This window comes from Dyadobacter koreensis (genome assembly GCF_900108855.1).
In the GTDB taxonomy this organism is placed as follows: domain Bacteria; phylum Bacteroidota; class Bacteroidia; order Cytophagales; family Spirosomataceae; genus Dyadobacter; species Dyadobacter koreensis.
In genome coordinates, this window is record NZ_FNXY01000003.1 from 493,561 (window position 1) to 506,083 (window position 12,523).

7 protein-coding genes are annotated in these 12,523 nt (G+C 41.3%); all 7 read right to left on the reverse strand.

Translation table 11 applies throughout. The features are described from left to right. Positions 1-167 precede the first annotated feature (167 nt). Entirely contained in the window at positions 168-1,490 is a 1,323-nt protein-coding gene (locus tag BMY70_RS10820; RefSeq protein WP_090335186.1) for a vanadium-dependent haloperoxidase, read from the reverse strand. Further along, positions 1,490-4,825 carry a VCBS repeat-containing protein gene (locus BMY70_RS10825; protein WP_090335187.1) on the reverse strand — a complete coding sequence of 1,112 codons (3,336 nt, stop codon included), beginning with the start codon at positions 4,823-4,825 and terminating at the stop codon, positions 1,490-1,492. Before BMY70_RS10825 ends, BMY70_RS10820 begins: the two co-directional genes overlap by 1 nt. A gap of 132 nt (positions 4,826-4,957) precedes the next feature. Next, positions 4,958-6,562, reverse strand: a complete 1,605-nt coding sequence (locus BMY70_RS10830) for a SusD/RagB family nutrient-binding outer membrane lipoprotein (RefSeq protein WP_177196999.1) — start codon at positions 6,560-6,562, stop codon at positions 4,958-4,960. Between the two features lie 8 nt (positions 6,563-6,570). Beyond that, a complete protein-coding gene (locus tag BMY70_RS10835; RefSeq protein ID WP_090335189.1) occupies positions 6,571-9,666 on the reverse strand; it encodes a SusC/RagA family TonB-linked outer membrane protein in 3,096 nt (1,031 codons plus the stop codon). Positions 9,667-9,991: 325 nt separating this feature from the next. After that, positions 9,992-10,399, reverse strand: a complete 408-nt coding sequence (locus BMY70_RS10840) for a hypothetical protein (protein WP_090335190.1) — start codon at positions 10,397-10,399, stop codon at positions 9,992-9,994. A gap of 154 nt (positions 10,400-10,553) precedes the next feature. Beyond that, positions 10,554-11,780, reverse strand: a complete 1,227-nt coding sequence (locus BMY70_RS10845; protein ID WP_090335191.1) for an alanine dehydrogenase — start codon at positions 11,778-11,780, stop codon at positions 10,554-10,556. Between the two features lie 59 nt (positions 11,781-11,839). Beyond that, a complete protein-coding gene (gene tsaE / locus BMY70_RS10850; protein ID WP_090335192.1) occupies positions 11,840-12,280 on the reverse strand; it encodes a tRNA (adenosine(37)-N6)-threonylcarbamoyltransferase complex ATPase subunit type 1 TsaE in 441 nt (146 codons plus the stop codon). Between the last annotated feature and the right edge of the window lie 243 nt (positions 12,281-12,523).

Genomic DNA, 12,523 nt, shown 5'->3' on the forward strand with positions numbered 1-12,523 from the left:
AAAAACTCAATTGTATTTCAAATCTCCTCGACTTAAAAGTGGTTTATTGTCGAAATGATCTCAAAGATACAACTTATAGTTTACGACGATAAAGTTAGGCTGAATTGTCGTCGACGATTCGATTCTTTCTGAGAAGTTATTTCAAAAAATACCCTCCTGGATTAAATTTATTTCGAAAGAATTGGTTTCACACCAGCTGTTTTCACTTTCTCAACAATAAATTCACCAACTCTCCTCCCCTGTTCCTGTCCATTTTCAATAGCGTCACGGTAATGAATTCCTCCATATAACCGGGAAATCGCAGCTTCTTCAGCTGCCTGACGGAAGGACTGAAAATCTCTCGTCGGTAAGTCGAAAATCACTTCTGTATTGTCGGTAAAAGAAAATTTATCTCCCAGGAAATACGTAAGCGTTTCGGCGACCGCAGTGGAAATAACACTATGCCCGCTCGTATATTCGGGGAATGGTGGTGTTTGCAAAAGTGGCTGCCAGCGCGGATCGATGTACCGGTTAATCACGGTTTCCGGACGAACCCGGCTGCTTCGGTATTTTTCGTCCCAACAACTAATAAATGCATCCATCAAAGTTGCTGCCACAATGGAGTGAATCATAATTCCGTGATCGAGATCTACTTTTGCTTTTGCCGTGGCAATGCTCGTGATATTCATCCAGTGACCGCCCGGACTTATTTTTTTAAATCCAATTGCCATATGACCAGACGTATTTATCGCAAACGGATTACAATCCCAGTAGGAAGCGATGAAGCGTGTTCCCTCATTCAATTTGTTCCCGGCTTCGTAAACTTCATAAGCCAATTTATAAAAATCGCTGGTGCTGTCTTTACTAAAAACAACCGGTGGCTTTGGTTTGAACTGTCCGCAGGAATCAATCACCATCGGGCGGATTGTTTTCCAATGCGGCTCAATTCCCTCGATATAGCCCGGAGGCGTAGGAAACCAATAGGCCTCACCTTTCAATGGCCGGTACCGAAGACGTGTGCTCAGTTTTGAATAATTGTCTTTACTCGAAAAATTGATCATTTTTTTTGCAACTTCTTCCGCCACAGCGATGGATTGTCCAATTGTCTGGTCGGTATAACCTTCCTTTTTCAAATCTGCAAGGAGCTTTTTCTGATCTTCTTCAAGCATATAGCCCGATGGCAGAATAATTCGCCCTGTTTCCAGAATACAATATAAAGCTGCAATCTTGTAGTCGTAAGCCGTTTTTATTTCAATGTCAATTTTCCCAAGTTCTTTAATGTAGGCAGATGGCGAAACAATTGTTTTATTATTCTGGGCTACAATCTCCTGAGCACCCAACAGGCAATAGGTGTAAAATCGACTGGCGGCAGGTGGATTGGCAACGTCATGGATCATGACCATTGTCAGGGAAAAAATGGCAGGTTGTAAAAAACGATCCAGCTCTTTTTTTGAATTTTGAGCAGTTACAAAATGACTTAGAAACAAACTTAACAGAAGGAGTTTTTTCATTACTTTTTTTCTAATTGATAAAACTGAAGCGGCTTGTTGAAAGCTCCAATTACGAGGAAAGGTTCTTTTTTTATCTTGATTTCAACGACCGATTTCACGTCTCCGTCCACTGAAAGTCCTGAACGTGGCTGACCAATATATTCGAAATGCCCCTTACCGTCTCCTTTTAAATAACAACCATAATTCGCATCCATACTTCCCAGTTTTAAGCGATTATCCGACTTATTGCCAAGAAGAATCAAATCCCTTTTACCGTCGTGATCAAAATCTTGGTATGTAATAGATGTAACCGGAGCAAACTGCGCCTGAACAGGTAAGATCTGCTTTTCGAATTTCCCGTTTCGGTTCATAAAACAGACCGAGCGGGCTTCGTTGAAAACAAGTTTCCCTGCCTTATCCAGAACTTCAGGTGCGAAAATATCGGTCATTCTTGCGTCTGCATAATCCTTGTAATAAGCAAATTTCTTCCGCATCGGATAAATTTGATCATTCAACTCGTCCCGGCTGACAAACGGATAGGATTTTCCCTGAACGTAAAAATTAAAGAAAGGATCGATCGAGCCATTATTATCAAAGTCGGCAAAATAAAGCTCTCCTGGTTCGTTATGTGAAACTTTAATCTGTGAATTCGTCCCCATATTTCCAGCAACAATGTCCTTCCTTCCATCTCCATCCAAATCTTCAACCAAAAGTGATGACCACAAACCTGATTCTTCCTCCGGAAAGTATTTAAGTGTCTGATCAATAAAACCCTCTATGGTATTTGCATACACCTTCACAGGCATAAACTCCCCGCAAAGGATCAAATCTTTTCTCCCGTCGTTATCCATATCTGCCCATTGCGCGTCCGTAACCATACCGACTTTTGAAAACGGAGCGGGCGTGACCGTAAATTCTCCTTTTCCATTGTTTGTAAGCAAAAATGAGGTTGGAGTTTCAGGATACCTCCCGGGAATTATACGGCCGCCGACAAACAGATCCAGATCACCATCGCCATCATAATCGCAGGCCCGAACGCAGGATTTACTGCTGGCTTTCATGTTGGGAGTTGACAAAACCGCCAGGTTTAATTTACCTTTTCCATCGCTCAGGTAAATCTCATCCTGTAAAGAAAACGTGTTCGGTTCAAAAAGAGAATAACCACCTTTTGCAATATATAAATCATCGAAACCATCACCGTTTGCGTCGAAGAACAAGGCAGCAGAATTAGCAGAAACATTTTCATCCCCTATGGAAAAATCAGGCATTTCTGCGAAAGCGCCTTTGGAATCCTGCAACCAGATCTTTCCCTGCTTATTCTGGTCACCGCTAACATAAATATCTTCCAGACCATCTTTGTTCACATCGCCTCCGGCAACAACCGGTCCGGTTTGAGAATACATAGAAAGCATTAAAGGTTGCCGCTTGAAGTCATTTTCATTGAAACCTTCATGCTGATACGATATGGGGCTGCCAGCTTTGCTCAAAATTGTCCGAACTTTTTCGATGCCAGTTTTTGCATTTTTTAATTTCCCCGCCGGCTTTTCAATAACCAGTAATTGATTAGCGGAAACATTGGTAAGCCATTGCTCCCTTTGATCCGGCCATACAATTTTCACTGTATCAACCTGCTTATCCTGGTCCAGCCCAAAGTGAAGTTTTAAGGGCAAACAAGACAAATATCCGCGGTTTGGGTTTACTTCCTGATATTGTTGCTGGCCTTTTGAAAAAAGAAAAACCTTTGCCCCTACTGCGTTTTTGTTTCCATCGGGCTGCCTTAATTTTATTTGTAAAAAACTTCCTTTTGACTGTTCCCTGCCCATATTTTGATAGACAAAAGCGGGTTCGTTAATATTGCTGACCACAAGATCCAGATCACCGTCATTATCCAGATCGGCATAAACTGCACCGCTGGAAACCGAAGGGTTATTCAATCCCCAGACATCCTGCATTTTTGCAAACGTCAGATCTTTATTATTCTTGAAAATATAGTTGGCAAGTTTCGTTGATGGCATTGCTTTAATGAGGTCCATCAGCAAAAACGGCTCCTTATTCACCGCCTGGCGAATCTTGTAATCCCCCCAGTATTTTAAGAAATCTTTATTCGTGTAATCTCGTAAGTAACCATTGCTTACGAACAGATCTTTATAACCGTCATTATCAAAATCAGCCAGAAGCGGGCACCAGCTCCAATCCGTGTTGGACACCCCTGAAAACTGTGCAATCTCACTGAATGTACCATCTCCATTATTCAATTGAAGCATATTCCGCATATACTGACGGTTCAGGTTCTGTTTCATCATGAGCTCAAAGGACTCATAATTTTCCTGTAATTGCAGCAGTTTCTGACGCTTGTTATCTTCCGGTAACATATCGAGAGACATGATATCCGGTAATCCGTCGTTATTAAAATCCGCAATATCAAGCCCCATGGAAAACTGGGCCAGGTGCCGAAAACACATTTCCGTTTCCTCCCGAAATGTTCCATCCCCATTGTTGATGTATAAATAATCCGGCTCGTTATAATCGTTTGTGACGTAGATATCCTGCAAACCATCCAGATTGATGTCCGCTATGGCCACGCCCAAACCGAAGGTTAGCGGATACTGATAAATTCCCGCTTTTTTAGTTACCTCAACGAATTTGTTATTCTTGTTTTCAAAAAGCTTATTTCCCGCCAGTTCATCCGTTTCCTTCCTGAACTTGGCCAATTCCATATTATCAATTTTTTTGACGCTATGATTCAGCAGGAACATGTCCAGATCGCCGTCGTTGTCGTAGTCAAAAAAAGTTGCCTGTGTGCTGTAACTGATATTATCCAGTCCGTATTCTTTCGCCTGTTCAACAAATTTTACCATTCCGTTTTGGATACCCTGATTGATGAACAGTTGATTTTTCCTAGTTTCATCATCAACTTTTCCTGAGTAACATATATAAATATCGAGCAAGCCGTCGCCATTTACATCCGCCATCGTAACACCAGTTTTCCAGCCACCTTTGCGTCCTTCCAATCCCTTTCCGGCTGAACCGGTAATATCTTTAAATTTTATTGGCGAACCTTTTTCGCCGGTCATGTTGAGATAAAGTTTGTTGGATTTCAAATTTGATGTAAAAAAAAGGTCATCAAATCCGTCATTGTTAAGATCTCCGACAGCAACCCCGCCACCGTTATAAAAATACTCATACGCCATCACATTCAGACTTTCATCCTCATTGATGTCGTTTCTAAAATCAATATTCGTTTGCTTGGGAGCCAATAATTGAAAGAGTGGCTGCTGAGCCTGGACAGAGGAAAAATGTGCTCCGAGCAGTAATGCCAGGAATTTATAAACACTGTATTTTCTATTCGTCAACATGAATAAGGGAGTAAAAAATGTAACGAAAGATATATCATAAAAACTAAAAAAACTTCAACAATCTGTTGAAGTTAGCACTGATTGTTAAGAAAAATGGAGCAGAGTAAAAGTTCTCCGCTCCATTTTCATTTATTATTTATCCCACCAGTTTCTGGCAGACCATATATCACCACCGGAAATCCTCCCAACTGCTGCATTATAATTCGCAGCATTTAAAGTAGCCTCTGTCGTTGGGTATACCTGTCTTCTCGGGATTACTCCTCCTGAAAAATTACCTACATAATTTACAGGGGTAAGCACAGGATAACCTGATCTTTTCCAGTTATTCCAAGCCTCAACGAAGTTAAAGAGTGTTCCGTTTACCGCCCAGTATTGCTCATTGATTTGTTTCAATGCGTCCGCAGCAACCAGGGGATGGGCAGCAGCATATGCATCAGCAACGGCCGCGCTGATCGTTGCAGTCGCACCGTAGCGAGCCAGTGACTGGATACCAGCCGACACACCATTAGCATAATGAACAGCTGCTGTTGTCGTACCAACTGAGAATCCGCGGGTCACAGCCTCCGCAAGCAACAACTCAGTTTCAGCATAAGTTTGAACAAAAAGAGGAGCACTTCTGCTTCTGTAGACACCTGTCGGACGAGAATATTTTCCAATCGGAGTTATGTCTGCGCCAGAGCCGGAAGCTCCGTTGTACCCAGGCGAGCGCGAGATATCTGTTGCGCCACCATTGAGGTCATAACCGTTTGGCAATCCCATTTGAATTGCAGGATCAGAGCTTCCTGCCGCAACATTTTGACTACCAGCTAAACCAGCAACAGGAACTTCTGCAACAACACCTAATCTAGGGTCATTGGTTGACTTCAAAAAGTCGATCATCGTTTTACTCCATCTTACCTGATAAACGTCCGCAGGCGTTGATAGCGCTGCTCCATTTCCGTTGGTATAACCATTTGCGTCGTCCGATACTACGTAGGCATCATCACTCACACTTGTGAAAGTTCCACCTGCAGCAGCCTTTTCAGCATATGTCTTTGCCGTAGCAAGATCCACTTTAACCAGGCGCATTGCCATCTTCAACATCAGTGAATAACCATATTTTTTCCATTTGGCAACATCTCCTTTATAGTTTGCAAAGGCATCATTCGTTACCAAAGGCTTTGAGGCATCTAGACCTGTAATAGCAGCGTCCAAACGAGTTAACAAAGACTTGTAAACACTTTCCTGCGTATCGTAAGCCGGAAGTGTTATAGCATCTTTTGCTTTTAAAGCATCAGTATAAGGCAAATCTCCATAAATGTCAGATATAGTCGCAAGTGACTGAACCTGCATAATAATCGCCGTATTCATTAAATTTGAAAGGGCAGGCTTGTCTTTTGTAAGCTGCTCCATTTCATATGCGAAACTTGCTGCACTGTAATCCGTGTTCCAGGCACTGGCCAAATAGGAATTGGTATTACTTGAAATCACGTATTTATCTGCGTTTGAATAATAGTTCGCAGCTCCCGAAGTTGTCGATGCAAGGATCTGCACCCACATGCTTTGGAAAAGAATACCGCCATTATATCCGGCAGTCGCGTTCACATATCTCCATTGGACGCTTGGCAACAGTAAATTTGGATCAAATGAAGTACCAGATGCCTTTGTAGGGTCGGTATTCAGTTCGTCGAAATCATCAGTACATGACATTGGTATCATGCCTGTCAGAAGCAATAATATTAAAAGTTTCTTTTTCATAGTTCGTCTCATTTAAACTTAAAGTTCACATTGATACCATAATTACGTGTCGATGGCAAGCTGGTTCCCTCAATACCTGAGTAAGTCAGGTTGGCACCAAAGGTTGCTTCCGGATCGATGTTCGTCGTCTTTTTCATGAAGTAAAAAAGATTACGTGATACCAACGAAATATTAACTGCACGTACCAAAGGCCACTTTTCAATAAGGCGGGCAGGAATCGTGTAACCAAGCGTAAGCTGACGAAGCTTGATATAATCTCCATCAACAACACTGATTTTTGTAACGTTATTAGCCAAAGCTGTGTAATAATCCTCAGCGGAAGCCTGAACTGTATTGGCAGCACCACTTTCCGAAACCCCGGTTGTGATACCATCACGGCCTACAAGCGTTTCTTTATGCAACCCTCTTCTGTACGCGTAGTTTTCAGTTGCTGAAAGAATCTTGTTCCCGAAGTTATAGTCAACAAGGAATGAGAAATTCAAAGCGCCAAGATTAAATTCATTGTTTATACCACCATATAATGTTGGCAAAACTGTTCCGAGATTAATAAGATCTCCTCTAACAGGCAAACCTGACTGATCTACAATAATCTCACCATTTGCTGCATATTTGTAATCATACGCTCTGATTTGAGGACCTGCTTCGCCAACAACAAATGCAGTCGTTGCATTACCCAGCGTAGCTCTGTTCTGACCCAATGTAATAGGGTTATTATCAGCGTCAGTCTGAAGGATTTTATTCTTAACCGAAGTGAGGTTAAACGAGATATTCCAGTCGAATTTCGACGTTTTTACAGGAGTACCTGTCAATAAAACTTCAAGTCCGCGGTTTTGCACAGAACCTGAACCTACTACACCTCTTACATAACCAGTCGCAGCACTATAATTCGCTGGCATGATTTCATTCTCAGTTTTCTGGCTGTAATATGCAAGATCAAGACCAAGACGGTTTCCAAAGAATTTCAGGTCCAAACCAACTTCAACTTCACTTTTTGTAAATGGTTTAAGGAATAAATTAGGAAGCTGATCGCTGAAATTACCCGTTGGAACAGTATTGAACGCATTTCCAACACCATAGTAAATTGCAGTTCCGTAGGCAGTCGATGGCTCACCACTTGTACGTGCATAGGATGCTCTTAATTTACCAAAGCTTAAATTCGGAACGTTGACGATATCATTGAATATAAATGATCCCGTTACGGAAGGCGTGAATATACTACGTGCTGAACTTGGTAAAGTTGAATAAGTGTCGTAGCGACCGGTAGTTGTCAAATTCAGTATTCCTTTGTAACCCAAATCAACACTGTAATAAGCTGACTGAACTTCGGTGTTTGAAACAGCATAATCTCTGTTGAAATTCACTACGTTATTGAAACTGTATAGATAAGGAAGTACAAAAGGAGAACCACCGATCTGAACTTTTTCGTAACGGTTTCTTCTTAAATTGGCTCCCGCAATCGCGTCAACAGTGAACTCGTCGTTGTTGAATGTTTTGTTGAAACCGATCAATCCATCTACGTTTAATTCAGTACGCTGTGCATTTGACAACTCGTCAAGACCGCCTCTTCCGCCATTAGAAAAACCAGTTCCCCATGGAGTAACCTTGAAAATACGATCATTCGCGTTATCATAACCCACGCGCGCCTGCGCATACAACCAGTTTGTGAACTGATACTTTGTAGATAGAGCAGAGATAATTCTTTTACGATCTACATCGTTAACGAATTGGCTTGTAACAAAATAAGGGTTAGTCACATATTCGTCATCACTGAAAACAATTTCTTTTCCAGTAACAGGATCAAATCCAGGCGCAAGAATTCTCTGATCGATATTGGATGCAAGGAACATACCATTGTTGGCGTTCATAGGACCGTCACTAAGGATTGGCTTATTTTTTACGTTTTCAATAACGTAGTTAGCCATAACGTTCACGCTCAACTTTTTAGTAATATTCTGATCGGCAGTCAGGTTGAAAGTTTTTCTTTTCAAACCACTGTTTTCAATAATCGATTTTGTATCCAGATTAGCAACAGAAAGACGGAAAGATCCGTTTTCTCCACCTTTAGTTACAGATAAACTGTTAGTAAAGTTAGATCCGGTTCTGTAAAAATTCTTTACGTTATCTTTCTGAGCAGAATAAGCATACTGGTTACCGTCAAACTGGATAACTTGCGATCCGTCCAGTCTCGCTCCCCAGCTTCTTCTTGCTGAAACCTGTGCAGCAGCAGCCGTTGTAGGCTTTTGCCCGCCAATACCCTGACCGTATTCATATTGAAAATCAGTCATATCTCTTGGTGTATCAGCTGAGTAGTTCAGGTTGTAATCAATAGAAAAGTCACCCTTTTTACCTGCTTTTGTTTTGATCAAAATAACACCGTTCGATGCGCGTGCACCAAAAAGAGCCGAAGCAGCCTGCCCTTTAAGCACAGTCATCGTTTCAACGTCATCAGGGTTAAGGTTACCAATACCATCACCGCCATCAGCACCACCCCATTCGCCGGCAGATCCCCTTTGCGTATTATCCATTGGTACTCCGTTTATAACCACCAATGGCGATCCGCCTGAGTTCATACTAGGCATACCACGCATAAGGATCTTCGCAGTTCCACCTGGTCCTCCACTTGTTCCTTTAACATTCAAACCGGCAACCCGACCTGCGAGTGAGTTGGCAATATTCGTTTCACGAGCCTTCGTCATCAGGTCTCCGCCGATAGTTGTGACCGCATAACCTAACTTTCTGGCGTCCTTTGAAATACCAAGTGCAGTAACGACAACTTCTTGTAAATTTGCTACATCAGCTACCATCTTCACAGAAAAATCTGTCTGGTTTCCAACAGGAATTTCCTGTTTTACATAACCGATAGAAGAGATAACAAGTACAGAAGTACTACTAACACCTGACAGTGTAAAATCTCCGTTTGCATCAGCGTTTGTTCCGGCAGTACTGCCTTTAATTGTTACTGATGCACCTGGCAATCCCGAGTCGTTTTCATCTAACACCTTACCTTTCACCGTTCTGTCCTGTGCGAGAACTGGCGATAGCGTAAAGGATAAACCCAAAAGAATAAAGATTCTTAGAGAGGTCCTGAGTAATTTTTCTTTCATAAATTCTCCATTAGTTAAATATTATACATAGGTTGCTGTTAAGAATTGCAAAAGTTTATTGTACAATTCAGGTAATTCTACAAATATCCTATTTTTTTTAATAATTAAATAATTTTAAATACTCGTAAGAAGCCTTATTATAATATTTTAATAAGATGTTTCATTTAACTACAAAATAAAAATTGGTTTATAAAACGATTTAGCAAATCCAGTATTATTTATAAGTAACTGTAATTGAGGATACAAAAAAAATGGCCCTCTAAATCAAATTAAGAAGGCCATTAGAAAAAATTGTTAAACTTTTTAAAAAAAATTCTGCTCACAATCAATTATCCTCCGGATAAGGAACAAAAATAAAACCAGAGAAATCACCGATTAATGCAAACAGGCAGCAATATTCATCCGGATTTTTATAATTTTCTTTGAAAAGCAAAACGGACTCCTCTCCGATGAGTTTACGCTCCACAAATTCGTTCATATAGGACGCGCGATAATTATAACGGTTGGTCAGTTCGGTAGAGCCGATCAGCAAAACTCCCAGATCTACGTCCTCGTTGGTAATTACAAATATCGGATTTTCTGAAAATCCACGTTTTCTGATCTGGTAAGATGCATCCTTCAATTGGTCAGCCACCCGGACAAAATCCTGGGAAACCTGCCCCATCAGTTTACGGTTCAACTCAGGTGAGTTGGCGTCGTCCATCAGGGAATTTTCATTACTGTTGTTAATCATAATTTGGCTATCGGCAGTCGGCTTTCAGCTTGCGGCATTGGCTTTCAACCTTTATTTTGTTTTTAATTTCGCTAACGGTTATACCTTAAAGTTTAATCATTGACAGTCGACCATAGCTTGCTTACAGCCGGGGTCGCCCCGCTGACAGACAGAATCACATTCTCGCTGCCAGTAATAAAGTCAGATCTTTATAGCGCATGTTGAAACTTCTTGCAATGTGTGAGTTTGTCAATGTCCCTTTGTGGCAATACACCCCTTTCATAAACCAACGATTGGCATAAATCATTTCCTCGATACCGCCAATTGTTCCGGTTTGTAATAAAAAAGGTAAAAATACATTGCTCAAAGCAGTACTTGCCGTGTTTGCCACACGTGACGGAATATTGGGCACACAATAATGAATGACATCATTAAATTTGAAAGTCGGGTGTTTATGTGTTGTCATTCTTGACGTTTCAAAAGAACCTCCCTGATCGATGCTTACGTCAATAATAACGGAACCTGGCTTCATTTGCGAAACCATTTCTTTGGTAACCACCATCGGACTCATCCCATTTTCAGCACGCATCGTTCCAATCACCACATCAGCCCGGCTGATCGCCTCTGCCAGGGTATCTGAATCGATAATCGATGTATAAAGATTTTGACCGATCGAATACTTTAACCTTTGCAGACGGTAAATATGTTTATCAAAAATTTTGACATCAGCGCCAAAGCCGATCGCTGCGCGTGTTGCATATTCAGCTACGGTGCCAGCGCCTAAAATCACAATCTTGCTTGGAGGCACACCGGTAATTCCACCTAAAATTATTCCTCTTCCCCCGCTTGGGTTTGAGAGATATTCTGCCGCAATCAATAAAACGGTACTTCCGGCAATTTCACCCATTGCCCGGATAATGGGTTTCCCTCCTACCTGATCACCGATCAGCTCATATCCGATCCCTGTTATTTTCGCATTATTAAGCCGTTCGAAATATTTCTTCTCCAGTGTCGGCAGATTAAGCGCGGAAATCAGCGTTGTTCCGGCTTTTAAATAGTCAAATTCTTCCTCCACCAAGGGCTCCACTTTCAATACCAGATTGGCCTGATATACTTCTTTGGGACTTTGAACGATTTTTGCACCTGCTTCGCTGTAATCGTGATCTGAAAAATTAGCTCCCTTTCCGGCATTTTTTTCAACCCAAACCTCGTGACCGTTTCTCACCAGAATACTGACTGCATCCGGTGTAAGAGCAATTCTGTTTTCCTGCAAAGAAACTTCTCGGGGCAAACCAATGAGTAAAGAATTCTGGTTTTTTCGGGTAGCCAATAATGACTCCTGCGGATACAGTGCCGACTGTTTCGCCAATTCTTCAAAACCAGTGATTTGAGGCTGTGCCATGGAATGGGTAAAAATTAAATTACAAATTTAGATGAGTAGTGTTTTATAATCCGATGCAGTTAATTATTTTTCTCCTGGATTTCTAAAATCCGGCCTCCGTGTTCGTCTATACTCAGATTGATCAGCAGGTGAGGATATGGCCACAGTGATTCGATTTTTTCTGGCCATTCGACAAAACAAAATCCCCCGGAATCAAAATATTCCTCGACACCAATGTCCAGTGCTTCAAATTCAGTTTTGATACGGTAAAAATCAAAATGATAAACGGGAAGGCCTTTTTCTGTGATGTATTCGTTTACGATGGAAAAAGTCGGACTTTGTACAATCGACTTTACGCCCAGCTTTTCACATAGTTTCTTGATCAATGTAGTTTTACCGACTCCCATAGAACCGTTGAATAACCAAACAGGGACATGTTCCCCGATACGTAGCAAAGAAGCGGCAACAGTATCTAACTCGGATAATTCTTGTAAACGGATTGTAGCAGGCAATGTATTCATGTTACAAAAATACTACAATTAAAATACAGTAATCACAATTTTTGAAAGACAAATCTTCGTTCCGATTTCCTATACATCACCAATAATCGGTCGTATGTTTCCCAAGTTTAAAAATTCTCGGATTTAACCAGTCAAACCTACGTCAGTTTTCACCCGATAAAATCTCAAAATAATAACTATAATTGCGGGTTACATCACCGGATTTTCGTCAAAAGATATAAAAACGTTCCTTTCGTTTTCGCT

Bases quoted from the DNA above. Each gene is read 5' to 3' on its own strand.
- BMY70_RS10825 (WP_090335187.1), bottom strand. From the start codon at position 4,825: ATGTTGACGAATAGAAAATACAGTGTTTATAAATTCCTGGCATTACTG.
- BMY70_RS10820 (WP_090335186.1), bottom strand. From the start codon at position 1,490: ATGAAAAAACTCCTTCTGTTAAGTTTGTTTCTAAGTCATTTTGTAACT.
- BMY70_RS10845 (WP_090335191.1), bottom strand. From the start codon at position 11,780: ATGGCACAGCCTCAAATCACTGGTTTTGAAGAATTGGCGAAACAGTCG.
- BMY70_RS10835 (WP_090335189.1), bottom strand. From the start codon at position 9,666: ATGAAAGAAAAATTACTCAGGACCTCTCTAAGAATCTTTATTCTTTTG.
- BMY70_RS10840 (WP_090335190.1), bottom strand. From the start codon at position 10,399: ATGATTAACAACAGTAATGAAAATTCCCTGATGGACGACGCCAACTCA.
- tsaE (WP_090335192.1), bottom strand. From the start codon at position 12,280: ATGAATACATTGCCTGCTACAATCCGTTTACAAGAATTATCCGAGTTA.
- BMY70_RS10830 (WP_177196999.1), bottom strand. From the start codon at position 6,562: ATGAAAAAGAAACTTTTAATATTATTGCTTCTGACAGGCATGATACCA.